Origin of the sequence: Sphingopyxis sp. C-1, assembly GCF_001047015.1 — a bacterium.
GTDB lineage: Bacteria > Pseudomonadota > Alphaproteobacteria > Sphingomonadales > Sphingomonadaceae > Sphingopyxis.
In genome coordinates this window covers 964,693-989,398 of sequence record NZ_BBRO01000002.1, presented here as the reverse complement: position 1 = coordinate 989,398, position 24,706 = coordinate 964,693, and the positions used below count along the sequence as shown (strand labels likewise).

Below are 24,706 nucleotides of genomic sequence, written 5' to 3'. Positions count from 1 at the left end.
TATCTTTTGGCACGGCCATTGCATTATACCTTGGTGTTTTTCCGCGCGTCCGTGCCCAGCGGCCCGAGCCCCGGCGAAAGGAATTTGATGATGGCATCCGAGAAACTCTTTGGCCTGCATGCGACGGCGCTGCAGTTGCGCAGTCAGCGCATGATGATGCTCGCGTCGAACATCGCGAACTCCGCGACCCCTGGTTACAAGGCGCGCGACATCGATTTCGCCAAGGCGCTCGACCTCGCGCAGCAAGGTACCTCGACCGAGGGTGCGATCAGCTATCGCGTCCCGGTGCAGGCGTCGCTCGATGGAAACACCGTCGAAATGGCGACTGAGCAAACCGCCTATGCCGAAAATGCGCTCGCCTATCGCTCCAGCCTGTCGTTCCTCAGCGGCCGCATCAACACGCTTTCGCGCGCGATCAAGGGCGAATGACGATGAACGGCAATTTCTCCGTCTTCGACATCAGTGGTCGCGCGATGTCGGCGCAGCTCGTCCGGCTGAACACCACGGCGTCGAACCTCGCCAACGCGGGGACGGTCGCGGGCAGCGAGGCAGGTGCCTTCCGCTCGCTCAAGCCCGTCTTTCGTACCGTGATGGACGATCATGGCCGCGCGACGGTCCAGATCGACCAGGTCACGACCTCGAAAATGGCGCCGTCGAAGCGCCACGATCCGTCTAACCCACTCGCCGATGCCGACGGCAACGTCTGGGAAGCCGCGGTCGATAGCGCCGCCGAACTGGTCGAGATGGTCGAGACCGCGCGCCAGTATCAAAACAATGTCCAGGTCCTCGAAACCGCGAAGGGCCTGATCAACGAAACCCTCAGGATGGGACAGTAAAATGAGCGTCAACAGCATCACCAACAACAACCCCGTGATCCACCCCAAAGGCACCAGCCAGCAGATGGACCAGGGCGATTTTCTGCGCCTGATGACCGCGCAGCTTTCGCAGCAGGATCCGTTTAACCCGGTCGATAACCAGCAGATGGTCGCGCAGATGGCGCAATTTTCGAGCCTCGCCGGGATCAGCGAGACGAACACGGTGCTTTCGAAGATTTCGGAACAGCTCACCGCGCAGACCCAGCTGCTCAAAGACATCAAGGCTGCTCAGCCTTCGACCCCCACCACGCAGGAAGGATAAGTCCATGTCATTCTATACTTCGCTTTCGGGCCTTAAGGGCGCGCAGACCGACATGTCGGTCATCTCGAACAATATCGCGAACGCCGGCTCGATCGGGTTCAAGCGCAGCAAGGCGCAGTTCGGCGATATCTTCGCCTCGTCGCCGACGCAGTCGACGAAGATGATCGCTGGCCAGGGCACGCGCCTCAACGGCATCACCCAGCAGTTCACGCAAGGGTCGTACGAAGCGAGCGAAAAGACGCTCGACCTCGCGATCGTCGGTGAAGGCATGTTCATCGTGAAGGGCGAGCCCCCGCGTGAAGCCATCACCTATACGCGCAACGGCTCGTTCGAACCGACCCCCGACCGCTATGTCATCGATTCGACGGGCGCGAAGCTGCAGCTTCTTCCGGTCGACGCGAACGGCAATGTCACCAACAATACGCTGGCCGGCGCCTTCGACATGCGCCTGCCCGCGGGGGCTCCGACGGACCCGACCTCGGGTCTCGTCAACGTCTCGATCGGCCTCGATGGTCTCGTCACCGCGACCTTTGCGAACGGGGAAGATCAGGTGCTCGGGAAGGTCGCGATGGCGACTTTCCCGACGATGTCGGGCCTACGCCCGACCGGCGACGCGCACTGGCAGTCGACGGGCGAAAGCGGCCCGCCCACGATCGATGCCGCAACCAATGGCCCGATGGGTGCGATCCGCTCGGGCGCGCTCGAACGCTCGAACGTCGATATCACCGAGGAACTGGTGATGCTGATGTCGGCGCAACGCAACTTTCAGGCGAATGCCAAAGCGATCGAGGGCGCGTCGCAGCTGACCCAGACGATCATCGGCATGCGTTGACGCATCGCTGACCGCCGCCTGCCGGGAGTAATCAGATGGACCGCCTTATCTATACCAGCCTCGCCGCGATGCGGGGCAGCATGTCCCGGCAGACGGCGATCGCCAACAATCTGGCGAACGCCCAGACGCCGGGTTTCCGCGCCGACATGGCGAGCGCGCAGGCGCTGTGGCTCGATGGCAGCGGGCTCGATGCGCGCGCCATGTCGTCCGAGGAAGTGCTCGGCGCCGATATGAAGGCCGGCACCGTCACCCAGACGGGCCGCGACCTCGATATCGCGATGCAAGGTGACGCGCTGCTCGTCGTGCAGGCCAAGAATGGCGAAGAGGCTTATACGCGCCGCGGCGATCTGCAGATCTCGCCAAGCGGGCTGCTCACCACCGGCGACGGCAGTCCCGTGCAAGGGACGCAGGGCCCGGTGACGATCCCGCCCGCCGACGCGATCAATATCGATCAGGAAGGCCGTGTATGGATCGTTCCGCAGGGCGGCGATCCCGAAAACCCGCAGGAAGTCGACCGGCTCCGTCTCGCGACCCCGACTGGGTCGGATATCGCCAAGGGGCTCGATGGCCTGTTTCGCGTGAAGGGCGGCGGCATCCTGCCCGACGATCCCGAAGCGCGGTTACTGACCCGCTCGATCGAAGGATCGAACGTCACCGCCACCACCGCGCTCGTCGAGATGATCGAGGCGAGCCGCAGCTGGGACACCCAATTGAAGATGATCAGCGACGCGCGCGACATGGACAGCGCGACCGCCAATCTGATGCAGCTCCCCCGTTAAGGAGAATATGAAATGAGTATCGGTGCTTTGCACGTCGCGCGGACCGGTCTGGATGCCCAGGGCTTCCGGATGCAGGTGATCGCCAACAACCTCGCCAACGTGAACACCACGGGCTTCAAGCGCGACCGCGCAAGCTTCGAGACGTTGAGCTATCAGATGATGACCGCGCCGGGCGCGCCGTCGACGGCGGAAAACCGTTATGCCACCGGTCTCAATCTCGGTACCGGCGTTGCGCTCAATGGTACCGCGCGCATGGACACGCAGGGCACGTTCCAGACGACGGGCAACGGCCTCGACGTCGCGATCGACGGCGCCGGCTATTTCCAGGTCGAAATGCCCGACGGACGAACCGGTTATACTCGCGCGGGCAATTTCGGCCGCGCCCCCGACGGCACGATCGTGACCTCGGATGGCAAGCCGCTGAGCCCCGCGATCCAGATTCCCGAAGATGCGAGCAATGTGACGATCGGGCTCGACGGCACCGTTTCGGCGACGGGCGCCGACGGCACCGCGCTTGAACTCGGGCGGATCGAAATTGCGCGCTTCGCCAATCCGGCGGGGCTGCAGGCGATCGGCGGCAATATGCTCGTCGAAACGCAGGCCTCGGGCGCGCCGCTTGTCGGCGGCGCTGGTGAGGAAGGTCGTGGAACGCTGCGTGGCGGCATGCTCGAAGGATCGAACGTCAATGTCGTCGAGGAACTCGTCGACATGATCGAGACGCAGCGCGCCTATGAGGTCAATTCGAAGATGATCTCGGCCACCGACGAGATGATGAAAAATGCCTCGCAGACTCTCTAAACTGGTGATGCTGACCCTCGCGCTGGCGCCCATGACGGCGCTCGCGAAGGACAAGCTGCCGCCCGATGCCTTTTCGGTTTCGATGCCGGCACCGCCGGCATCGCCGCCGGCGAATGGCTCGATCTTTCAGGGCAGCTATGTCGCGCTCACCTCGGGCGGCCGCGCAGGCGCCGTCGGCGATATCGTCACGATCCAGCTCGTCGAGCGCACGGCGGCAACGAAGAGCAATGCCGCCGGCACACAGCGCGACGGCAGCATCGGCCTGACCCCGCCGACCACTGGTCCGCTGTCGCTGTTCAGCCCCAGCGATATCGCGGCGGGCGGCGGTCAGCAGTTCAAGGGCAAGGGCGATGCGTCGCAGTCGAACGCGCTGTCGGGGGAAGTCAGCGTGACGATCGCCGCAGTCTATCCGAACGGGACGATGTTCGTGCGCGGCGAAAAGCTGCTCACGCTCAATCGCGGCGACGAACGCGTCCAGATTTCGGGGATCATCCGCGCGATCGACATCAGCCCCGACAACCGCATCCTGTCGACGCGCGTAGCCGATGCCAAAATCCGTTACGTCGGCAAGGGCGAGATCGCCCGCGCAAGCCAGCAAGGCTGGTTGCAGCGCTTCTTCTCGATCATCAGCCCGTTCTAACAGAGGAATTTGAAGTGACCCAGCGTCCGACCCTGTTCACCCTTTTTGCGCTCCTCGTCGCGAGTCTCGCCTTTGCGGCGCCCGCGCACGCTGAGCGCATAAAGGATATGGGCCAGTTCCAGGGCCTGCGCGCCAACCAGCTCACCGGCTACGGCATCGTCGTCGGCCTCGCGGGCACTGGTGACGACAGCCTCGATTATTCGACGCTGGGCATGAAGGGCGCGGTATCGCGCTTTGGCCTGACCTTGCCGCCGGGGGTCAATCCGGCGCTCAAAAATGCCGCGGCCGTGATGATCACCGCCGAACTGCCGCCCTTCGCCAAACCCGGTCAACGTCTTGACGTCACGGTGTCGGCGATCGGCAAGTCCAAAAGCCTGCGCGGCGGCACGCTCGTGCTCGCGCCGCTTTATGGCGCCGACGGCCAGATTTATGCGATGGTGCAGGGCAATCTCGTCATCGGCGGGCTCGGCGTCGATGCCGCCGACGGGTCGAAGCTGACGGTCAATGTGCCGTCGAGCGGCCGCATCGCGAGCGGTGCGACGGTCGAACGCGCGGTCGATACCGGCTTTGCGACTTCGAGCTATCTGACTTTCAACCTGCATCAGTTCGATGCCACCAATGCCAAGCGGGTGACCGATGCGATCAACGCCGCGCTACCCGGCTCGGCATCGATGATCGACGGTGCCAGCATCGCCATTCGCGCGGCGGGCAGCGGTGACGAGCGCATGCGGCTGATCTCGCAGATTGAGAACCTTGGCGTCCAGCGCGCCGAGCCTCCTGCAAAAGTAATTGTTAATGCGCGCACCGGAACGGTCGTTATCAATGGCGCGGTCCGCGTTGGCACCGCGGCGGTCACGCAGGGCAAGCTCACCGTCTCGATCAAGGAATCGCCGACGGTCGTGCAACCGGCTCCATTCAGCCGCGGTCAGACCGCAGTCGAACAGTCGAGCGATATCAGCGTCGAGCAGGACTATCGTCCGGTGATGCTGGTCAAGCCGACCGCTTCGCTTTCTGAACTCGTCGATGCGATCAATCGCATGGGCGTTCCTCCCGGCGACCTTGTCGCCATTCTCGAGGCGCTGAGCCAGGCCGGCGCACTCACTGCGGAACTGGTGATCATATGACGAGCTCCATTTCTTCGATCGGTGCCACCCCGTCTCCCGCTGCCGCGGGCGGCGGCGATGGCGGGCTGCGCAAGGCGGCCGAGGCTTTCGAAGCCGTGATCCTGCGCCAGTTGATGGCCTCGATGCGGCAGGCGAAGCTTGGCGACGACATTTTCGGATCGAGCGCGACCGACAATTTTCGCGAAATGGCCGACGCGCGCACTGCCGACAGCCTGGCCGCGATGCGCCAGTTCGGGATCGCCGACATGGTCGAGCAGCAGTTTCGCGGCCAGCTTGCCGGTCTCGCTGGTCGTGCCGGGGGAGGCGTGCAATGAGCGACCTTCTCGGCATCGGCTATAGCGGGCTCAAGGCCTATTCGCGCGCGCTCTCGACGATCGGCGACAATATCGCCAACGCCCAGACGCCCGGATATGCGCGGCGGCGGCTTGAGATGATGGAGGCCGTCGGCGGCGGCAACTCGATCTTCTATCGCGGCAACACCAATCCCGGCGGGGTCGACATCCGCGGTCTCGATCGTTCGGTCGACGGCTGGTTGATCGAAGATTCGCGCATCACTTCCGGCGATGCTGAACGTTCGGGGGTAAAGCTCTCCTGGCTCGACAAGGTCGAAGGCGCACTCAGCGACGAAACCAATGGAATCAAGACCGGGCTTACCAAGCTCTATACCACGGCCGACCAGCTGACCTCCGATCCAACGAACCGGACGCTGCGCGCGCAGTTCCTGCAGTCGGTCGACGATATCGCCTCGGGTTTCCGTACCGCCGCGAACCAGCTCGACAAGATGGGCGAGGGGATTGAGGGGGCGGCTGCGAGCGGCGTCGACCAATTCAACGCAGACCTCAATGCGCTCGAACAGATCAACGTCGGGCTGCGCAAGGCGCGGCCGGGTTCCACAAACGAGGCGAGCCTGCTCGACGAACGCGACCGGCTGCTCGACAAATTGTCGTCGCAGGCGGGCGTCAGTCCGACGTTCGACAATAATGGCGCGGTGACGTTGCGCGCGGCCGGATCGGGCGACCTGCTCGTTGGCGGCGGCGTGGTGAACCCGATCTCAGTCACTGCGGCGCCCGATGGCCGCCTGTCGTACAGCGTAGGTGGTTCGCCGCTCGCGATCTCGACGGGCTCGCTCGCCGGTCTTGCGGAGGGCGCGAACCATGTTGCCGACCAGCGAGCATCGCTCGATACGATGGCGACGCAGTTCGCGAGCCAGCTCAACGCCGCGCATCAGGCGGGTACCGACGCCAATGGCAATCCGGGCCAGCCCCTGTTCACCGGCACCAGCGCGGCAACGCTGACCGCGACGGCGCTGGCTCCCGATCAGGTGGCAGCGGCCAACGCATCGGGCAGCAACGGCAATATGCTGGCGCTCGGTACGATGCGCGGCGCGAACGATCCCGAAGCGCGCTGGTCGGGACATCTCGCGACGCAGGCGCAGGCCGTTTCGTCGGCGCGCGCGCAGGGCGCCGCCGCAGCAACGCGCGCCGATGCGTCGGCGGCTGCGCGCGATGGCGTCAGCCAAGTCGATCTGGATACCGAAGCCGCCGAGTTGCTGCGGTTCCAGCAGGCCTATTCGGCCGCCGCGCGGACGATTCAGGTCGCGCGCGAAACGATGCAGACGCTCCTGAGCTCGCTGTAAGGAAGGCAGGATCATGATCAACGCCGTGGGCAATCGCATGACGCGCGAAATAGCGCGCCAACAAAAACTCGCCGATGCGCTTGAGCGGACGCAGATCCAGATTTCGGGCGGCAAGAAACTGCTTCGCATGTCCGACGATCCGGTTGCGGCGCGGCGCATCGCGACGATCGGCACGACCCAATCGAGCATGTCCGCATGGTCGTCGAACATCAATTCGGCGTCGGCGCTCGTGTCGCAGGCCGACGGCGTGATGAAGTCGGTGACCAATCTGATGACGCGCGCGCGCGAGCTGACGATTGCGGCGTCGAGCGATACGGCGAACCCCGCTGACCGCGCGACGATCGCCGCCGAGCTTGGCACGATTGCCGACGAACTCGACGCACTCGCGGCGACGCGCGATTCCAATGGCGAACCCGTATTCGCGACGGGCACCGCCCGTGTGATGCGCTTCGATTCCGACGTGACCTTCGCGCCGGTTCCTTCGGCAGCGGATGTTTTCGTTATCGGCGGGAATAGCCTTTCCACCGGCATCCGCGATGCCGCCACGGCGGTGGCTGCTGGCGACAAGGCCGGGATGAGTGCCTCGATGGGCGCTCTTGCCACTGCCATCGGTCATGTCGCCGACAAACATGCCGAAATCGGCCTGGCGGGCGGGCGGCTCGATCGCATTGGCGACGGGCTCGCGGTGCGCGGGATCACGCTCAAGGACGAACGATCGGATATCGAGGACACCGACCTCGACGTCGCGATCGCGCAGCTCAATGCGCAGGATCTGACGCTGCAGGCGGCGCAGGCGGCCTTTGCAAAGATCAACCGCCAGACCTTGTTCGATATTTTGAACTGACGCCCCTCAACTTTGCGGCGTTGCTGCCGTTAATCATCAAGACGCCCTGAATTTGCGGAGGCCGGCCTCGACAGCCGGTTCCTAATGGAGTTGCTCGCACATGTTTCCCGTTGTCGGCATTGTCGTACTGATCCTGCTGGTCTTCGGGGGCTTCGCGCTGACCGGGGGCAATCTGGGTCCCGTCATGCACGCGCTGCCCCACGAGATGCTGATCATCGGTGGCGCCGCGCTCGGGTCGCTGATCATCGGCAATTCCGGCGCTGACCTGAAGGCACTCGGCGGCGGGCTCGGCAAGGTTTTCAAGGGCCCGCAGTACAAGAAGCAGGATTATCTCGACTGCATCCTGCTCGTCTCCACCTTGATGAAGATGATGCGCACCGAAGGGCCGGTCGCGGTCGAGCCGCATATCGAGGATCCGAAGAACTCGACGATCTTCCAGCAATATCCCAAGCTTCTGAAGGACGATACGCTGGTCCACCTGATTTGCGATACGCTGCGCCTCGTCGTCGTATCGTCGGGCACGCTTGATCCGCACGCGGTCGAAGAGGTGATGGACAATGCGCTGAAGAGCCACAACCATCATTCGATGAAACCTGCCGAGGGCCTGCAGAGCCTCGCCGACGCGCTGCCCGCACTGGGCATCGTCGCCGCGGTGCTCGGGGTCGTGAAGACGATGGGTTCGATTGACAAGCCGCCGGCGATCCTCGGCGGGATGATCGGTTCGGCGCTCGTCGGCACCTTCCTCGGCGTGCTTCTCGCCTATGGTCTCGTCGGCCCGTTCGCGACGCGAGCGAAGTCGGTGATCGAAAGCGACAACGCCATCTATCACACCGTCAAGCAGCTGATCATCGCGTCGCTCCACGGCCATCCGCAGCCGCTGGTGATCGAGGCTGCGCGCTCGGGTGTCGACCACAGCAACCAGCCCAGCTTTGCCGAAGTCTTTGACGGAATGCGGGGTCGCTGATGGCCGCGCGTCCCAACATGCCGCGGCCGATCATCGTCAAGAAGGTGATCCAGGAAGCGCACGGCGGCCACCACGGCGGCGCGTGGAAGGTCGCCTATGCCGACTTTGTCACCGCGATGATGGCCTTCTTCCTGTTGATGTGGCTGCTCGGCGCCACGAACGAAAAGCAGCGCAAGGCGCTTGCCGACTATTTCGCGCCGACGATCGTCCAGAGCAAGCAGGACACGGCTGGGTCGAACGGCCTGTTCGGCGGCGACTCGCTCGTCTCGGTCGACAAATATCCGCACGGTGCGGCGCAGACGGGGACGCGCGCGATGACAATTCCGCGCGACGCCGACGGCGGGCCGCGCGAAGCGTCGGGCCGCGAGCGTGCGAGCGACAAACAACGTTTCCAGCGCCTCGCGCAGACGCTGATGCAGCAATTGCAGAGCAAGGGCGACCTCAAGCGTCTCGCGCCGAACCTCCGCTTTACCGAAACCCTCGAGGGGCTGCGTATCGATGTCATCGACGACGCCGATTTCTCGATGTTCGTGATCGGCACCAGCCAGTTGACCGCGGACGGCGCGCGGCTGTTCAGCGAAATCGCCAAGCCGGTCGCGGCCGTATCGAACCAGGTGATGATCCGCGGCCATACCGATGCCGCGCCCTGGTCAGCGAAGTCGGGCACGAACAACTGGCGCTTGTCGGTCGACCGCGCCGAGGTCACGCGTCACTATCTCGAGTTCCGCGGCATCTCCTCAGGCCGCTTCTCGCGTATCGAAGGGGTCGCCGATCGGGAGCCCTATGTCCCCTCCGACCGATTCGATCCGCGCAATCGCCGCATCTCGATCACGCTCGGCTGGCGATCCGCTGGAGACAATTAGTGCCAGTTTGGCAGTATATCGACGTTAGTTAACGCGATTGCGCGACAGATGCTGCCAAACTGGCAATATCGCTTTGTTATGAATGACTTAGCTAACGGCCGATAAGCTTTTGTTTACCAGTTTCGTCAATTCCTGAATCCATCGAAGGGGCACCGAGCGGGCGGTGCGGTGGAGACCAGAATGACTGTGGGGCATAACAATAATCCGGCGCTCGAAGCGCTGATCATCGGCACGAGCGCGGCGGCTTGCCGGCTGCGCGAGATGATCCGCCGCGTGGCGCGTTCAAACGCCTCGGTGATGCTCTGCGGCCCGTCGGGCTCCGGCAAAGAACTCGTCGCCCGTGCGATCCACGACGAAGGCGCTCGTTCGGGCAAAGCCTTTTCCGCGATCAATTGCGGCGCGATCCCCGGCGAACTCATCGAATCCGAATTGTTCGGGCATGAAAAGGGCAGCTTTACCGGCGCCCATGCCCGCCGCATCGGCCATTTCGAAGCGAGCGAGGGCGGTACGCTCTTCCTCGACGAAATCGGGGACATGCGTTTCGACATGCAGGTGAAACTGCTCCGCGTGCTTGAAGACCGGACGATCGTCCGCGTTGGCAGCAGCGAGGTTAAGGCCGTCGACGTCCGCGTCATCTCGGCCACCCATCAGGATCTCGGCGCTGCGATCGCCGATGGCAAATTCCGCGAAGACCTGTTCTTCCGGCTCGGCGTGGTTGTGCTGCAGGTCCCCAGCCTTGCCAGCCGCGCCGAGGATATTCCGGCGCTCATCCGTCACTTCCAGCGCAACATGACGGCGGAGACCAAGTGCCGCTATGACGATGCCGCTATGGCGCTGCTGATGCAGCACGCTTGGCCGGGCAACGTCCGCGAACTGCGTAACTTCGTGGAACGCGCCAGTGTTCTCCATGGCGGCGAGACGCTCGGTCTCGAAGATGTCGTCATCCTTCTGAACCCCACCGCAGCGCTTGCGCCGCGGCAGGCTGTCCCCAGCAGCCCTGCCGCGGTGCAGGCCAGCGCGGAAGACTTTGCCGCCGCGCCCTTCGCTTCGGCCGCGCCGCAGACGAAGACGCCGGCGCCGGGGCGCCCGATCGACCTCAAGCGTGAGATCGAGACAATCGAACTCGAACAGATCCACGTCGCGCTCGACCTTGCCGATGGCATCATTTCGGAAGCTGCGCGTCTCCTGACGCTGAAGCGCACGACGCTTATCGAAAAGATGCGCAAATATGGGGTTCACCAGCAGGCTGCCTGACCGGCCTTGCGATACGAGTTTCAGCACCCGCTGGAAAAGGGAGCTCTGGTCCGCTCCCGCACCACCCGGCCGCCCGTCCCCACCTTGGGCGGCCGGGTAACCAGCGGGCTCGCAAGCCCACAAACGGCAACGGCCCGCTCTTTCATTAGAAAGGGCGGGCCGTTTTGCCGTCGGCTGATCGGGTCGGTGTCAGCGGAGCTGGCGCCAAGCGGCACTGATCGTCAGAATTCCTTCGAGCAGCTCGGCCAGCCCCTCGGCGCTGTTCGCCGCCACGGCATCATCAAGCTTGCGTCGCATGCTGCGATAGACGCGCGATAGAGCCGTCGCGACATCGCCGCCTTTGTCACGGTCGAGATTGACGTCGAGGCCGATCAGGATTGCACGGGCGCGATGCGCCGGCTCGGTCGCCGAAATACGCTGCCCCTGGCGTACCATCGCCCCGAGCACGCCGACGGCGGTCTCCAACTCGTCATAGAGCATGGTGACGAGTTCGACGGGGTCGGCGGCCGCGGCGCGACTTTCGTTCTGCAATCGGCGGTAAAGCCCGGTCGCCCGGACGGTTGAGGCTGTAGCGGTCACGTCGGAGGCCTTTAGTCGTTACCCTGGTTCGACCAGAGCTTGATCTGTTGTTCGAGATAGGATTGCGTGGCCTTGAATGCCGCAAGCTTGGCTTCGAGCGTGCCATATTGCTTCTCGAGCCTTTTTTTGTACGCGGACTCGCGTTCCTCGATCTTTTCGAGCTGGTCGGCGAGATTTTCCTTCTTGGCATCGAGCGATTTCGACACGCGGTCAATCGCGCCGTTGGTTCCGACTGCCTTGTCCCGGATCGCATCGAGCGCAAAGGCGATGCCCGGATCGGTGGTTTCGGTGTGCGTTGCATCGCGGCGCGGATTGAACAGCGCCTCGACCGCCCCCGCGTCGCTGGCGAGCACCTTGTCGAGCTTGGCGTTGTCGACGGAGAGCAGGCCCTCTTTCGTCGTCGAAATGCCGATATCCGACAGTTTGTTAATCGTGCCGTGGCTTGACAGCACCTTATTGACGAGGCTGCCGAGTTCGCGTTCGAGTTCGCGGAGCGAAGACCCGGCGCCCGAGATATTCGAGGCTGCGACCAAGCTTTTCTTGAGCTGGTTATAGACCGAGACGAAATCGCCGACGGTCTGCTTGATCATGTCGAGCGGCCGGCTCGCGCCGATGTCGACGCCCTGTCCGGGGGCTGCCTTTTTCAGCGTCAGCGACATGCCCGGAACGACATCGTCGATGATATTGCTCGCGCGGCTGAATGCCACTCCGTCGATCGTGAATTCAGCGTTCGCCGCAGTCTGGCCGACGGTCATGCCGCCGCTGGTCGAGAAGGCGGCGAGTCCCGGATCGGCACCCGCGTCGGCGGTAAGCGTAAAGGCGCCGACGTCGCCCGTCGGGCCTTTCAGGATCAGGCGCTGGCCGCCTTCGTCGGCGATGATCGACGCCGTGACGCCGGCTCCGCTCGCGTTGATAGCATTGGCCAGCCCGTCGAGGCTGTTGTTCGTCGCGTCAATGGTGATCGTCTTGGCGACGCCTCCGACGGTCAGCGTCATCGTCCCCGCGCCGATCGCGGCAGTGCGGTCGGCGACGACGCCCGAATAATTGGTCTGCGCACGCGCGAGCTGGTTCACCACGACGGTCGCGGCAAAGCTGTCGGCGGAAAGGCCGGCGCGACTGGTGGCGCTGAGCACGCTTTCGTCAGAAACCGTCGGCGTGCTGCGGAGCGTGCCGTCGCTGACCATCTGGCCCAGCGAATTGGCAAACCCGTCGAGGTCCGACCGCGCCTGCGCAAGCGCGCTGATGCGCGTTTGATTCGCCTGCGTCAGTTCGGTCATGCGCTTAATCTTGGGATCGCGCGACGCATTCGACAGGTCGGTGACAAGCTGTTTGACGTCGAGGCCGGACCCGAAGCCCAGGCTGTTGGCAATTGAACTGACCATGGCAAATATCCTTCGCACTCCTTAACGGCGGTGCGCGGGGAAGATTAAGCCTGTCGGCGACCCTCGGGATCGAAACGATGCGACGGCGGGATATCGACCGCGGGCTGCGTGAGCCCTTCGGCGGCGGCGCGCTCAAGCTGGAACACGAAGGCGAGCACGGTCGCAACCGCGACGAAGAGTTCCTCGGGAATCACGCGGCCAGCGCGTGCGGTAAAATAGATAGCACGCGTGAGCTGGGGATATTCGAGCATCGGGACGCCGGCGGTTCTTGCGAGCTCGCGGATCGACAGCGCGACATCCCCGCGCCCGCGTGCGACGACGACCGGGGCCGCGTCGTCCCCTGGGCGATAGCGCAGCGCGACAGAGAAATGCGTCGGGTTGGTCAGGACGACGGTCGCCTCCGACACCGCCTTGCGCGCCGACCCGCTCAAAATCTCATGCGCCCGCTGGCGCTGTGCCTGCTTGAGTTCGGGCGCGCCATCGGACTGGCGCATCTCCTCCTTGATCTCCTGCTTGCTCATCATCAGCCGCTTGTTGCGCTGGAACCATTGCACCGGCACGTCGATCAGCGCGATGACAACAAGGCCGCCCGCGAGGGTCAGCATCGCATGGCCGATCGCCTTTCCAGCGAGGCCGATCGCGGCCATCAGGTCGGCCTGCGCCATCGACATGATCGCGGGCAGGCTGTTCTGGACCAACCAGTAACCGATCGTACCGAGCAGGAGCACTTTCGCCAGCGCCTTGCCGAGCTCGGTCGCGCCCTGCATCCCGAACATGCGTTTTAGGCCGCTCATCGGGTTCATCCGGTTGCCCTTGAAACCCAGGGCTTTGCCGCGCCAACCCATCGAGCCGAGCATCGCCGGACCCGCGACCGCGGCGCCCAGCGCGAGCGCGAACAGGCTTGCCAGCGGCAGCAATATCTCGACTCCGTTGCGCATCAGCGCTTCGCCGGGAGCGAAGTCGGCGACGTCGGCGGCTGTCAGCGTCAGCCCGCGACGGACGAGGTCGCTCGCCGACTGGACGAACCAGCCGCCGGCGGCGACGATCCAACCCGCGGCGGCGAGCATCATCAGCGCGGTCGCCAGCTCGCGCGACATCAGCACATCGCCTTCGCGGGCCGAATCGGTGAGCTTCTTTGCCGTCGGCTGTTCGGTCTTCTGGTCCTTGTCGCTGCCTTCCGCCATCGATCAGATCCCCGCCACCATTCGTGCGGCGTCGAGAGCGTCGGACAGGATATGCGCGACCGCCTCAGCCATCGCCGGCGTCGCTACCCCAAGAAGGACGATCCCCGCGAGCAATGTCGCGGGAATGCCGACCGCGAACAGGTTGAGTGCGGGTGCTGAGCGGCCGATCACGCCCATGATGATCTGGACCAGGATCAGCACGAATCCGACCGGCATGGCGATGGTCAGGCCCGCCGCGAACATCAGGCTGCCGAAGCGGATGACGCCGCCGATCGCGTCCCACGACGGGAAGGCATTGCCGGGGGGCAGCGCAGTATAGCTGCTCACCACGATGTCGATCAGCAAGAGATGGCCGTCGGCGGCGAGGAACAGCGCGGTCGCCATCATTGATAGGAACTGGCCGATCGCCGAACTTGACGCGCCGCTAAGCGGATCGACCATCGACGCGAAGCCAAGCCCCATCGCGTTGCTGATCACTTCGCCCGCGAGCAGCGCGGCGGCAAGACCCATCTGGAGTACGAAACCGATCGCCAGCCCGATCACGACCTCTCCGATGACGAAGAAGAAGCCCGGTACCGAGACGATACCCTCGGGCGGTAGCGCCATGCCCGATGCCGCAACCGCCGGCACGCCGACCGCGAGTGCGATCACCAGCCGCAACTGCACCGGCACGCTCGTCGCGCCGAACACCGGTGCGGCGATGAACGCCGCGCCGGGACGAATCATCCCCAGCATCCACAGCTGAAGCATCGCCTCGATGTTCGGGATGTCGGCGGGATTCATCCCTGGATTACTTCACCAGGCTGGGGATCTGCGCGAAGATTTCGCGGGTGAAATCGGTGAGCAGAACAAGGATGCTGCCGCCGAAAATAGCGAGGCAGATCGCCGCGACGATCAGCTTGGGTACAAAGGTCAGCGTCTGTTCGTTGATCGATGTCGCAGCCTGTACCATGCCGAGCAGCACGCCGATGACGAGCACCGGCAGCAGCAGCGGCGCCGAGGCGAGCGCGAGAATCCACAGCGACTGCTGTGCCACCCCAATGAAATAGTCAGCCTCCACGCCGCTAACTCACAAAAGAGGAAGCGAGCGATCCCATCGTCAGCGCCCAGCCGTCGACGAGAACGAAGAGCAGCAGCTTGAACGGCATCGAGATGATCGTCGGTGACAACATCATCATACCCAAGGACATCAGCGCCGAGGCGACGATCAGGTCGATGACGAGGAAGGGCAGGAAGATCAGGAAGCCGATCTGGAACGCGGTCTTGAGCTCGCTGGTAACGAACGCCGGCAGCAAGATCGAGAAAGGCACGTCCTTCGGGCTCGCATAGGTCGGCGCTTTCGCGATTTTGGCGAACATCATCAAGTCGGTCTTGCGCGTCTGCTTCATCATGAAACCGTGGAGCGCGGTGCCCGAGCGCGACACAGCCTCGCCGATGTCGATCTGTTCCTGGCCATAAGGCTCGATCGCGACGCGGTTCACTTCGCTGATCACGGGTTGCATCACGAATAGCGAGAGAAAGAGGCTGAGGCCCACCAGTACCTGATTCGGCGGCGTTTGCTGTAGCCCGAGCGCGTGGCGCAGAATCGACAGCACGATGATGATGCGTGTAAAGCTGGTCATCATGAGCAGCAGCGACGGCAGCACCGTCAACAGGCTCATCAGGACTAGGATCTGGAGCGACAGGCTCAGCGGCCGACCGTCGCCGCCGATTTCGCTCACCGCGCGATTGAGGCCGTCCGCCGCCTGCGCCCAGGCAGCAGGCGCCGCACAAAGCAGCGCGGCGCCGCCCGCGAGTGCGGCGGCGCGCAGCCAGAAGCGGCGATCAGTCCGCATGGAAATCGCCCTGGCTGTCGTCGGCGATGCGGGTAATCCCGTTACGCGAAACCGCGATCAACACGCGTTGTCCCGCGAATTCGACCACCGCGAGCTTCGATCCCGGGCCGAGCGGAAGCACGTCGATCATTTCGACTGCGCGCGTCTTTGTGGCGCCGCCGACGAGCGGTACGCCCATCTGGACGCGCTTCCACAGCCACAGGCTGCCCCACGCCATGCCGCCGACGAGCGGCAGCAGGATGAGCAGGCGGAGGATATATTCGAACATCAGCCTCTCCGCTCGAAACCTTCGAGGCCGCGTGCGGGCGCGACGACTTCGGCAACCTGAATGCCATAGCGGCCGTCGACGCTGACGATCTCACCCTTCGCGATGAGGGTGCCGTTGGCGTAGATGTCGAGGAGGTCGGTCGCGGCGCGGTCGAGTTCGATCACGCTGCCCTCGTCGATCGCAAGCAGTTCGGAAAGCGTCATCGACGTCGATCCAACCTCGACCGACACGCGCAGCGAGACGCCGGCAAGCAGGTCGAAATTGGGCGCGGCAGCAATGCTCTTGTCGCGCCGGTCGGCGCGCGCCTTCGGGGCGTCGCTGATATCAGTCATTGTCCGGTCCTTTTTCGATATGGTCTATCATGATCGCGGCATTGCCATTGGCTTCGCCGATGCTGCCGAGCGCGAAGCTGCGTCCGGCGACGGTCACCGGCACATGGCGCGGCATGGTAAGCGGGATGATGTCGCCGACCTCGAGCGCGAGCAACTTGACGAGGCTGATCTCTGGACGTGCGAGCACCGAGCGGACCGGCATGCGCACGTCGCGCAGCGCCTTGTCGAGCGCGCCCGCCCAAACAGGGTCGCCGCCGCCATTCGCCTGCATGTCGGGAAGCAGTTCGTCGCCTGCGATCCCCCGCAGCGCGGCGACGGGATAGGCGCACATGATCGTCCGTCCCTCGAACGGCGCGCCGCGCAGCGTGAAGCGCTGGACGAACAATTCATCGTCGGCGCGTACTGCGGCGAGCTTTGCGGGGTCGGCGGTGACGCAATCAAGTTCGGGTTCGATCGCAAGCTTGCCGCGCCATGCGGCGGCAAGTTGCAAACCGATGTCACGGCCGAGACGTGCTGCGAAGCGATCCTCGGCGTCGGTCAGTTCCTCGCGCTCGGCGGCGAGCTGGCCGCGACCTCCGTAGAAGATGTCGACCAGCTGGAGCAGCAGCGAGCGCGACCCTGCGAGCAGCACCGGGCCCTTGAGCGGCGGTGCATGATAGCGCCAGAAAATGGCGGGGGCCGCGGACGCGCTCCACTCGGCAAAGCTCATCTGTTCGGCGCCCGACCGTTCGACCTGGATCGCCGGCGCGCCGAGCGCGCGGACGAGATCGCGCAAGCTGCGCGCAAACTGGTTCGCCACGCTCTCAAGCGCGGGGAAGGCATAGCCGTCCGCTGCTCTGCGCAGCAGCAGCGACTCTTTGGTGTCCGCAGGTGCGGCCGCAGCTGCGGCCGGTGCCTTCACGGCTTTGACGGTTTTGGTGCTGGTGGTCACTGAATCACCAGGCTTGTGAAATAGACATTGTCGATACCCCCGAAACCTTCCTTTTCACGCAGCACATCGTTGATTGCGGCGGTCAACTGACGTTGAAGCCGCTGTTTCCCCTGTGATGTGGAGAGCAGAGCCGGATCCTGTTCGGCGAGCACCATTAGCACGACCGAACGAATTGGCACGGCCTGCCGTTTGATATTATTGATAACCTTGCCGTCATAGAAGGTCGAAAGGCTGATACCGATCTGCAGGAAGCCTGAACCGTCGGCAAGGTTCGTCGTGAAGCTGTCGGTGATCGGATAATAGGTGATCTCATATTTCTTGGGATCGACCTTGAACTTGTCGTTCGGGACCGACACGGTGCCGACCTTCGGCGGCGCTTCCTTTTCCTCGCCTTCGGCACCGGCCGCTTCGGCCTCGCCTTCGCTGCGCACGACAAGCTTGGGAAAATGATCCTCAGGCTTCGCCTCATGTGCGGAGAGCGCGCCGAAATAGATGCCGGCACCCGCGCCCGCGCCGATCAGCGCGATGGCGGCGATGCCGATGAACAGCAGCTTCTTGAACTTGCCCTTTTTCTTGGGGGCGCCTTCGACATTATCCTTGGCCATGGTGGGACCCTTTCTGATCAGGCAAAGCGGCCGCGGCGGTCGGCGGCACGCTCTTCGTCACGCGGCTCGGCGCGTTCGGTGGCGGTTTCGATTAGGTGGGTGGTTGCGCGGCCATGGCCTTGGCTGTGGCTTTGCGACTGGCGTCCGGTCTCGCCGGGCGTGCAGGTTACTTCGGCGCCGGCGACGCGGACGCCTTGCTGGCGCAGTTCGTCGACGAGGCGGCCCTGCGCGACGGTGACGATCGTCGCGGTCGCTTCATGATGGGTGTCCATCTTCAACGACACGCCTTCGTCGCCCATTTGCATCGCAACGTCGAGCCGGCCGAGATGCTTCGGCATCAGGCGAAAGCTGATGTCGCCGCTGTCCGATTTCGTCGCGGCGATGTCATGCGCGAGCTGGTCGATCCATGCGCCGTCGCTGTCCATGTCGAGCACCCGTTCGGCGATCACCGCGGGCGCCGCCGCTTGTGCGAGCGTTGCAGCCCCTTGTGCGGCGGGCTGGGCGAAGAGGATCGTCATCGACGGCGCTGCCTCGATAGGCTTGGCGATGGGTGCGTCGATGCCGGGGAGGACCGCCGCCGCTGCGGCATCGCGCGGGCGCGGGGCAACGGGAAGTGCAGGCGCGCCGGCGTCGGCCGGAGCTGCGGCGGCTTCTGCAGGTTTTGCGGGTTTCGTCGCAGCAGGGACGACGGCCGCCACGATCGCGGCCCAATTCGTGGCCGGCGCAGTCGCCACGGTTTCACCGGTTTCCAGGGTTTCGGGCGACGCGGCGTCCGCTTCGGGCTTCGCTGTTACCGGCTTGCCTGGTGCGGGCGCCGCGCCGGCGATGTTGCCGTTCAGCGCGATCAAAAGATTTGTGGCCAATGCCGCCGGATCGGCTTTGGCCGGTTCAGCCTTTATCACCGGGGTTTCGACGGCGACGTCGGCTTCGGCCGGGGTTTCGGCCTGCGGAGCAGGCGAATTGGCGCCCAGCGCGGGATCAATCTTGATCGCGACGGCGGTATGAGCGGCCGGGGCGACCGCGACCGGCGCTGCGGCGAGTAACTGGTCGAAACCGCCTTCGCCGCCTTCCACCGGAAGCTGGCCGATGTTGGCGAGGAAGGTCGCAAAGCCTGCGGGCATTGCGCCCTGCGGCGTGGGGAGAGAGGACGCGCTCATCATGCCGCGCCGCCTTCGATCAGACGCAGGCGCATACCCGTGCGCGGACGGTGCGGGCGATTGGCGTCGTCGCGGCGTTCCTGTTCGGCTTCGGCCGACTTGCGGCTGCGTTCGTACAGGCGAACCGCCGATTCTTCCTTCGCCATCGCGCTCTGCGCGAGCGCACCCGCCTGGTCGCGACGCTGGCTGGCATTGCTCAGCGGTGCGGTCAGGCTTTCCTGCGCGATATCGAGCCGCATTGCGAGCTCGCCCATCGTGTTGAGCGCGCGACCCGCGACCGCACCCTTCGCCATGGCGAGGTCGACGCGCAGCGTCTCAAGCCGCTTCGCCAGTTCGACCAGGCTTGCCAGTTCGCCATTGGCGCGCGCCAGATTGGCTTCCGCCATCTGATGTTCGACGGAGCGCACGCGGATGATACGTTTGCGGCGTGCGGTACGGGCGTTCATGCGGAATATCCTTCAATCAGGGCTTGGCGGGAAATGTCGAAATCGACCTGCGCCTTGGCAGGCTGCGAAACATAGGCGAGCTGGTCGGCGTGGCGTGCGATCGCGGTGTCGAGCACGGGGTCGGCGCCGGCGACGTAGGCGCCCATCAACATCAGGTCGCGATTCTCTTCATAGGCGGACCAGAGCTGGCGGAAGCGCGCGGCGGCGGCGGCATGCTCGGGATCGACCGAATCGACCATCGTGCGCGATAGCGAACGGGCGACATCGATCGCGGGATAGACGCCCTGTTCGGCGAGCTGGCGCGACAGGATGATATGGCCGTCGACGATCGCGCGTGCCGAGTCGACGACCGGGTCGTCGATATCGCCGCCGTCGGCGAGCACGGTGTAGAGCGCGGTGATCGAGCCGCCGGTCTCGCGGTCGATGCCGGCGCGTTCGCACAGCGACGGAATGAGCGCGAACACCGATGGCGGGTAGCCCTTCATCGTCGGCGGCTCACCCAGCGTCAGGCCGATCTCGCGCTGCGCATGGGCGACGCGGGTCAGGCTGTCGATCAACAGCAGCACCTTCTTGCCCTCAGCGCGGAAGGCTTCGGCGATCGCGGTCGCGCGCATCGCGGCGCGCAGGCGGAGCAAAGGCGGATGGTCGGCGGGAACCGCGACGACGACCGATTTTTTGCGGACTTCGGGGGGCAGCTTGGTTTCGACGAAATCGCTGACTTCGCGGCTGCGCTCGCCGATCAGCCCGACGACGATGACGTCGCATTCGGTCCCAGCAATCATCTGGCCCATCAGCACGGACTTGCCGACGCCCGAACCCGCGATGATCGCGACGCGCTGGCCTTCGCCGACGGTGAGCAGGCCGTTGATCGCGCGCACGCCCATGTTGAGCGCGCGGGTGACGCGGCCGCGGCGCAGCGGATTGACCTTGCGCCCGGCGAGCGGCCATTGGAATTGCGACTTGATCGCGGGGCGACCGTCGAGCGGGTTGCCCTGTGCATCCATGATGCGGCCGAGCAAGGTCTTGCCGACGGGCACCATGCTCGATGCGCCATGCGGTTCGACCGGCGCACCGGTCACCAGCGGCTTGTTCATGTCAAAGGGAAGGACAAGGCTGCGGTGACCGCGAAAGCCGACGACCTCGCCATAGACATAGTCGTTGTCGGCCGACCGGATGCGGACATTGCTGCCGAGCGGCATCGGGAAACCCGACACTTCGAGCATGATGCCTTCGTGCGAGACGAGCGTCCCGACGCGGCGCGGGCTGGCGTGCGCCAAGTCGACGGGATCGAGCAATTGCTGTGCGGAGAGGGCGAGGCGGCGCGTCACGCGGCTTCCCTTTCGCCAAGTGCCGAGCGCAGCTCTTCGAGATAAACCGCGCGGCCATGCTCGATCCAGCCGGTCGAGGTTTCGATCCGCACCGTACCGCGCATCATCGCGGTATCGCTTTCGATCGCCATTGCGAGCGGCGCATCGGCGAGCAGCGCGGCATCCTCGGGATGGACCCAGAGCGTGCGCGCCTTGTCGGCGTCGGCGATCATCGCGGCGGCCGTTTCGACCTGCGCTTGCAACCATTCGGTATCGATCGGCGCGGTCGCGACGATCTGGCGGACCAGCCGCTCGACGGTGGTGGCGATCAGTTGCGCCAGTTCCTCGCTCGGCTCGTCCTGCAGTGCCTCGGCGCCGGCGAGCAGCGCTAGGAGCTGGTGGCGTTCGGCGACAAAGGCCGCTTCGGCGAGGCGCTGGCCTTCGGCGAGGCCAAGCGCGAACGGGTCGTCGAGATCGGGCTCGTCGAAGCTTTCCTCGACAGGCTGCGGCGCATAGGCCGATGGTGCGAAGGAGATCGGGCGAAAGCCGTTACCGCGCGCCATCGCGTCGGTAAGGCTGACAGGCGCGAAGCCGGTCTCGGAAGTGCGATCAGACATAGTCGTCGCCTCCGCCCGCGATCATGATTTCGCCGGCTGCGGCCATCTGGCGCACGATCTGCATCACGCTCTTCTGCGCGTCGTCGACGTCGGCGCGCTTGACCATCGTCATTTCGGCCATCTCGTCGCGGATCGTTTCGGCGGCACGCTGCGACATGGTGGCGAGGCACATGTCGACCATATCCTCGTCGGCGCCCTTGAGCGCGATCGCGAGCTGGGCGGCATCGACCGAGCGCAGCACGCTGCTGAGGCTCTTTTTGTCGAGGTCGCGCAGATTTTCGAAGATGAACATTTCCTCCTCGATCGTCTGGGCGAGGATGCGGTCGTGCTTCTTCAGCGAACGGAGCGTGCGTTCCGAGAGCTGCTTCGGCATCTTCTTCATGATCTTTGCGACGTCGCTCGGGCCGCCGATCGCCTGTTTGGCGACGCGCTGGCCGTCGACATTCGCGCTGGCGAGGACCGATTCCAGATCTTCGATCGCGGCGGCGGGGACCGAGGTGAGCATTGCGGCGCGCAGCACCAGGTCGGCCTGCAGCACTTCGTCGAGCGTTTCGATCGCACGCGCGGCGACATCGGGGACGAGCACCGAAAGGATCAGCGCGCCGACCTGCGGATGCTCGCTGGCGAGCAGGCCGCTGATCGCATCGACGTCCATCCAGCGCAGCATTTCGAGCGACGCGGCGCTCCGCTGCGGTGCGACGGCGGCCAGGATATTGTCGGCGCGGACGTTGCCGACGGCTTCGTTGATCACGGTACGGATGCGCATGTCGGCGCCGATCGCGAGCGCGCTGACGTCGCGGCTGCGCGTTACGAAGCGGTCGAGCGCGAGCCCGATCTGCTGTTCGCTGGCATTGGCGGTGTCGAACATCGCCTTGGCAAGCTGGCGTACTTCATCGGGATCGAGCTGCTTCAGGATCGTTGCGGCTTCGCTTTCGTCGAGCAGCATCAGCAGGATCGCGGCGGCGGCCGACCCTTCGATTGCGGCCGGTACGGGGGCGTTATCCAGTTCGGCGACGTCAGGCACGGGCGCCCTCCTGCATCAGGTGGCGGACGACGAGCGCGGCGCGCGCCGAGTCCTGGCGGACAAAGGCGCGGACCAAGTTCGCGCGCGCTTCATAGCTCGGCGCCTGCTCGATCATCTCGAGCGTGATTTCGCGCCCGGCGTGACCGCTGGCGAGCGCCGGGCGGTCGGTGGCGGCGAGCAGCGAGGCTTCGAGTTCCTGATTTTGCGCGATGCGCTTGGCGGCGCGCTCCTTGGCGGCGCGGATCATGGGACGGCCGATGAACAGGAAAGCGAGCAGTGCGGCGAGGATCGCGCCGACCTGCTTGACCAGCGGCAGGAACCAGCCCTGGTCGTAGAAAGCGGGCGACGTGTCCTCGACCAGTGCGAACGGGCGCTGGTTGATCGCAACCAGATCGCCGCGCGTTGCGTCATATCCGATCGCGCCCTTCACCAGATTGTCGATCTTGGTGAGGTCCGCCTGCGTCAGCGCCTTTTTGCCCTGATTGAGCGCGACGGCGACCGAAACGCGGCGCAGCTTGCCCTGGGGCGAGTGTGTCACCGAAATCTCGCGGCCGACTTCATAGGCGCGCGCGGCATTTTCATTGCTCTCGGTTCCGGGCGCGGGCGCCGCGCCGGGGGGAACCGTCTGCGGGCCGGTCGCGGTGACCGTCGTGGCCTGCGGCGGCTGGTTCGACAGGGCGCCGGGGATGCCGACCGCAGGGGCGCTCGTGCCGCTGGTCGAACGGGTGATTTGTTCGCTGGTCAGCGCGCGGTCATTCTCAGGAAAGCTTTCGCGCGTCGCCTGGCTTTCCGACATATCGACGTCGGCGTGGACCTCGACGGTATAATTGCCGGCACCGAGCATCGGGCCAAGCAGCGTGTCGAGCGCGCGGCGGAAGCGGTCTTCGACCTGAAGCTGGAGCTGGAACGCTTTCATGTCGCTACCCGATGCGGTGTCGGAGAGCAGGGCGCCGCGCTGGTCGATCACGGAAACCTGATCGGCGTTCATGCCGGGGACCGACGAGGCGACGAGGAAACGGATCGCCTGAACCTGGCCGTCGCTGAGTGAGCGGCCGTTCTGAAGCGTCAGCATGACCGACGCGGTGGCGGGCTTGTCTTCGCGGACGAATAGGCTGGGTTCGGCGGCGGCGACGTGGACGCGGGCGCTCTTGACCGCGTCGATCGTCTCGATCGTCCGCGACAGGTCGGCTTCGCGCGCCGAACGCAGCGCTTCGCCCTCGATCGCGCGGCTCGACCCCATGGGAAGCGCGGCGATCAGGCTGTCGCCGCTCGGCGCCGCCTTGGGCAACCCCTGTCCGGCGAGCGCGATGCGCGCCTGATGCAATTTGTCGGCATCGACGGTCAGCGCGCCGGTGGTGGGGTCGATGCTGTGCGCGATGCCCTGCGTCTGCAGCGCGTCGGCGACCGCGGCCTTGTCGGTGTCGTCGAGCCCGGCGAAAAGCTGCGCCTGCGGCGCGGCCTGCATCGTGAAATAAGCGAGCGCGGCGATGCCGATCGCCGAGGTCATCGCAATCGCGGGCAGCGCGCGCTGCACCGCGGGCTGGCGGAAGAAGCCGGTGAGCGGGGCGAGCCGGCCGCCGAGGACGGGGGCGGGGAGGCGGTTCGCGGAGCCGTCGTCGACGGGGGTAAGGATCTGGGTCTCGGCCATGGATTATACCGGCATGTTCATGATGTCGCGATACGCGGACAGCAGCTTGTTGCGGACTTGCAGGGTGGTTTCGAAACCGAGCGAGGCTTTCTGCCGTTCGATCATCACGCTGACGATGTCGTGCGTGTCGCCGCGCTCATAGGCTTCGCTGATCTGGCTCGCCTTCGACTGCTGCGCGTTGACCTGTTGCAGCGCATTGTTGATCGCGGCGCCGAAATCGGGGGCGCCTTCGGTGCTTGCGCCGCCGCCGATACCGCCACGCCCCGCGGCGCGCTGCAGCGCCTGGTTCTGATTGAGAATCGAACTGCGCATCTGCAGCAGCCGGCTCGGGTCAATCGTGCTCATTGCTTCTTCATCCGTCCTGATGCGCGGCGGTCTGCCGCACGCACAAATAAGAATGCAAAGCGCGTGCCAAAAATTTTAATGGCGTATTTTCAATAGATTGATCGAGGTGCAGCCAGTCCTTCGGTGGCCTTTGGCGTTTTTTTGACGCGGGCGCTTAATCGCCGGTGGGCGCCGC

At 64.9% G+C, this 24,706-nt stretch carries 31 protein-coding genes; 14 read left to right on the top strand and 17 right to left on the bottom strand.

The window, feature by feature from the left end:
• Window positions 1-87: 87 nt before the first annotated feature.
• From SC1_RS19340 to SC1_RS19275, 14 genes are all read left to right on the top strand, one after another.
• Window positions 88-429 (top strand): flagellar basal body protein, encoded by a 342-nt coding sequence (locus tag SC1_RS19340; protein WP_083436071.1) that lies wholly within the window; start codon window positions 88-90, stop codon window positions 427-429.
• Window positions 426-836: a flagellar basal body rod protein FlgC gene (gene flgC / locus SC1_RS19335; RefSeq protein WP_037512556.1), complete on the top strand. Its 411-nt coding sequence runs from the start codon at window positions 426-428 to the stop codon at window positions 834-836. Before SC1_RS19340 ends, flgC begins: the two co-directional genes overlap by 4 nt.
• Window position 837: 1 nt before the next feature.
• Window positions 838-1,137 carry a flagellar hook assembly protein FlgD gene (locus SC1_RS19330; RefSeq protein ID WP_062186124.1) on the top strand — a complete coding sequence of 100 codons (300 nt, stop codon included), beginning with the start codon at window positions 838-840 and terminating at the stop codon, window positions 1,135-1,137.
• A gap of 4 nt (window positions 1,138-1,141) precedes the next feature.
• A complete protein-coding gene (locus SC1_RS19325; RefSeq protein WP_062186122.1) occupies window positions 1,142-1,969 on the top strand; it encodes a flagellar hook-basal body complex protein in 828 nt (275 codons plus the stop codon).
• A 35-nt stretch (window positions 1,970-2,004) separates the two neighbouring features.
• A complete protein-coding gene (gene flgF / locus SC1_RS19320; protein WP_062186120.1) occupies window positions 2,005-2,748 on the top strand; it encodes a flagellar basal-body rod protein FlgF in 744 nt (247 codons plus the stop codon).
• 12 nt (window positions 2,749-2,760) lie between these two features.
• Window positions 2,761-3,546, top strand: a complete 786-nt coding sequence (gene flgG / locus SC1_RS19315; protein WP_062186119.1) for a flagellar basal-body rod protein FlgG — start codon at window positions 2,761-2,763, stop codon at window positions 3,544-3,546.
• 31 nt (window positions 3,547-3,577) lie between these two features.
• The gene (locus tag SC1_RS19310) at window positions 3,578-4,186 is read left to right on the top strand and encodes a flagellar basal body L-ring protein FlgH (protein WP_238586809.1); all 609 of its coding nucleotides are present in this window, start codon (window positions 3,578-3,580) and stop codon (window positions 4,184-4,186) included.
• Between the two features lie 14 nt (window positions 4,187-4,200).
• On the top strand, window positions 4,201-5,310 hold the full coding sequence (locus SC1_RS19305) for a flagellar basal body P-ring protein FlgI (RefSeq protein WP_083436006.1): 1,110 nt from the start codon (window positions 4,201-4,203) through the stop codon (window positions 5,308-5,310).
• On the top strand, window positions 5,307-5,624 hold the full coding sequence (locus SC1_RS19300) for a rod-binding protein (RefSeq protein WP_083436005.1): 318 nt from the start codon (window positions 5,307-5,309) through the stop codon (window positions 5,622-5,624). Before SC1_RS19305 ends, SC1_RS19300 begins: the two co-directional genes overlap by 4 nt.
• Entirely contained in the window at window positions 5,621-6,946 is a 1,326-nt protein-coding gene (flgK, locus tag SC1_RS19295; protein ID WP_062186115.1) for a flagellar hook-associated protein FlgK, read from the top strand. Before SC1_RS19300 ends, flgK begins: the two co-directional genes overlap by 4 nt.
• Window positions 6,947-6,959: 13 nt before the next feature.
• Window positions 6,960-7,790 (top strand): flagellin, encoded by an 831-nt coding sequence (locus SC1_RS19290; RefSeq protein WP_062186113.1) that lies wholly within the window; start codon window positions 6,960-6,962, stop codon window positions 7,788-7,790.
• Window positions 7,791-7,890: 100 nt separating this feature from the next.
• The gene (motA, locus tag SC1_RS19285; RefSeq protein WP_062186111.1) at window positions 7,891-8,754 is read left to right on the top strand and encodes a flagellar motor stator protein MotA; all 864 of its coding nucleotides are present in this window, start codon (window positions 7,891-7,893) and stop codon (window positions 8,752-8,754) included.
• Window positions 8,754-9,617: a flagellar motor protein MotB gene (locus SC1_RS19280; protein WP_062186109.1), complete on the top strand. Its 864-nt coding sequence runs from the start codon at window positions 8,754-8,756 to the stop codon at window positions 9,615-9,617. The genes motA and SC1_RS19280 overlap by 1 nt, the downstream gene beginning before the upstream one ends.
• Window positions 9,618-9,797: 180 nt before the next feature.
• Window positions 9,798-10,871 carry a sigma-54-dependent Fis family transcriptional regulator gene (locus SC1_RS19275; protein WP_062186107.1) on the top strand — a complete coding sequence of 358 codons (1,074 nt, stop codon included), beginning with the start codon at window positions 9,798-9,800 and terminating at the stop codon, window positions 10,869-10,871.
• A 189-nt stretch (window positions 10,872-11,060) separates the two neighbouring features.
• On the opposite strand, the gene fliS is transcribed toward SC1_RS19275, so the two are convergent.
• Genes fliS through fliE form a run of 17 tightly spaced genes read right to left on the bottom strand, consistent with a single transcriptional unit; the run spans window position 11,061 to window position 24,531 of the window.
• The gene (fliS, locus tag SC1_RS19270; protein WP_062186105.1) at window positions 11,061-11,450 is read right to left on the bottom strand and encodes a flagellar export chaperone FliS; all 390 of its coding nucleotides are present in this window, start codon (window positions 11,448-11,450) and stop codon (window positions 11,061-11,063) included.
• Window positions 11,451-11,461: 11 nt separating this feature from the next.
• The gene (gene fliD, locus SC1_RS19265) at window positions 11,462-12,832 is read right to left on the bottom strand and encodes a flagellar filament capping protein FliD (protein ID WP_062186103.1); all 1,371 of its coding nucleotides are present in this window, start codon (window positions 12,830-12,832) and stop codon (window positions 11,462-11,464) included.
• Window positions 12,833-12,876: 44 nt separating this feature from the next.
• Entirely contained in the window at window positions 12,877-14,016 is a 1,140-nt protein-coding gene (gene flhB, locus SC1_RS19260; RefSeq protein ID WP_062186101.1) for a flagellar type III secretion system protein FlhB, read from the bottom strand.
• A gap of 3 nt (window positions 14,017-14,019) precedes the next feature.
• A complete protein-coding gene (gene fliR / locus SC1_RS19255; RefSeq protein ID WP_062186099.1) occupies window positions 14,020-14,799 on the bottom strand; it encodes a flagellar biosynthetic protein FliR in 780 nt (259 codons plus the stop codon).
• A 7-nt stretch (window positions 14,800-14,806) separates the two neighbouring features.
• Window positions 14,807-15,076, bottom strand: coding sequence for a flagellar biosynthetic protein FliQ (locus SC1_RS19250; RefSeq protein WP_039577709.1), 270 nt, complete (start codon window positions 15,074-15,076; stop codon window positions 14,807-14,809).
• A gap of 4 nt (window positions 15,077-15,080) precedes the next feature.
• Window positions 15,081-15,851: a flagellar type III secretion system pore protein FliP gene (gene fliP, locus SC1_RS19245; protein ID WP_062186097.1), complete on the bottom strand. Its 771-nt coding sequence runs from the start codon at window positions 15,849-15,851 to the stop codon at window positions 15,081-15,083.
• Window positions 15,841-16,119, bottom strand: coding sequence for a flagellar biosynthetic protein FliO (locus SC1_RS19240; RefSeq protein ID WP_039577703.1), 279 nt, complete (start codon window positions 16,117-16,119; stop codon window positions 15,841-15,843). Before SC1_RS19240 ends, fliP begins: the two co-directional genes overlap by 11 nt.
• The gene (fliN, locus tag SC1_RS19235) at window positions 16,119-16,451 is read right to left on the bottom strand and encodes a flagellar motor switch protein FliN (RefSeq protein ID WP_062186095.1); all 333 of its coding nucleotides are present in this window, start codon (window positions 16,449-16,451) and stop codon (window positions 16,119-16,121) included. Before fliN ends, SC1_RS19240 begins: the two co-directional genes overlap by 1 nt.
• Window positions 16,444-17,382, bottom strand: coding sequence for a flagellar motor switch protein FliM (locus SC1_RS19230; protein WP_062186093.1), 939 nt, complete (start codon window positions 17,380-17,382; stop codon window positions 16,444-16,446). The genes fliN and SC1_RS19230 overlap by 8 nt, the downstream gene beginning before the upstream one ends.
• On the bottom strand, window positions 17,379-17,987 hold the full coding sequence (gene fliL, locus SC1_RS19225) for a flagellar basal body-associated protein FliL (RefSeq protein WP_062186091.1): 609 nt from the start codon (window positions 17,985-17,987) through the stop codon (window positions 17,379-17,381). The genes SC1_RS19230 and fliL overlap by 4 nt, the downstream gene beginning before the upstream one ends.
• 17 nt (window positions 17,988-18,004) lie before the next feature.
• A complete protein-coding gene (locus tag SC1_RS19220; RefSeq protein ID WP_193749229.1) occupies window positions 18,005-19,144 on the bottom strand; it encodes a flagellar hook-length control protein FliK in 1,140 nt (379 codons plus the stop codon).
• Window positions 19,144-19,590 (bottom strand): hypothetical protein, encoded by a 447-nt coding sequence (locus SC1_RS19215; protein WP_062186087.1) that lies wholly within the window; start codon window positions 19,588-19,590, stop codon window positions 19,144-19,146. Before SC1_RS19215 ends, SC1_RS19220 begins: the two co-directional genes overlap by 1 nt.
• Window positions 19,587-20,918, bottom strand: coding sequence for a FliI/YscN family ATPase (locus tag SC1_RS19210; protein ID WP_062186085.1), 1,332 nt, complete (start codon window positions 20,916-20,918; stop codon window positions 19,587-19,589). Before SC1_RS19210 ends, SC1_RS19215 begins: the two co-directional genes overlap by 4 nt.
• Complete coding sequence (locus tag SC1_RS19205; RefSeq protein WP_062186083.1) at window positions 20,915-21,514, bottom strand: FliH/SctL family protein; 600 nt, start codon at window positions 21,512-21,514, stop codon at window positions 20,915-20,917. Before SC1_RS19205 ends, SC1_RS19210 begins: the two co-directional genes overlap by 4 nt.
• Window positions 21,507-22,538, bottom strand: a complete 1,032-nt coding sequence (gene fliG / locus SC1_RS19200) for a flagellar motor switch protein FliG (protein ID WP_062186081.1) — start codon at window positions 22,536-22,538, stop codon at window positions 21,507-21,509. Before fliG ends, SC1_RS19205 begins: the two co-directional genes overlap by 8 nt.
• The gene (gene fliF / locus SC1_RS19195; RefSeq protein WP_062186079.1) at window positions 22,531-24,186 is read right to left on the bottom strand and encodes a flagellar basal-body MS-ring/collar protein FliF; all 1,656 of its coding nucleotides are present in this window, start codon (window positions 24,184-24,186) and stop codon (window positions 22,531-22,533) included. The genes fliG and fliF overlap by 8 nt, the downstream gene beginning before the upstream one ends.
• Before the next feature lie 3 nt (window positions 24,187-24,189).
• Window positions 24,190-24,531: a flagellar hook-basal body complex protein FliE gene (fliE, locus tag SC1_RS19190; RefSeq protein WP_062186077.1), complete on the bottom strand. Its 342-nt coding sequence runs from the start codon at window positions 24,529-24,531 to the stop codon at window positions 24,190-24,192.
• Window positions 24,532-24,706 lie beyond the last annotated feature (175 nt).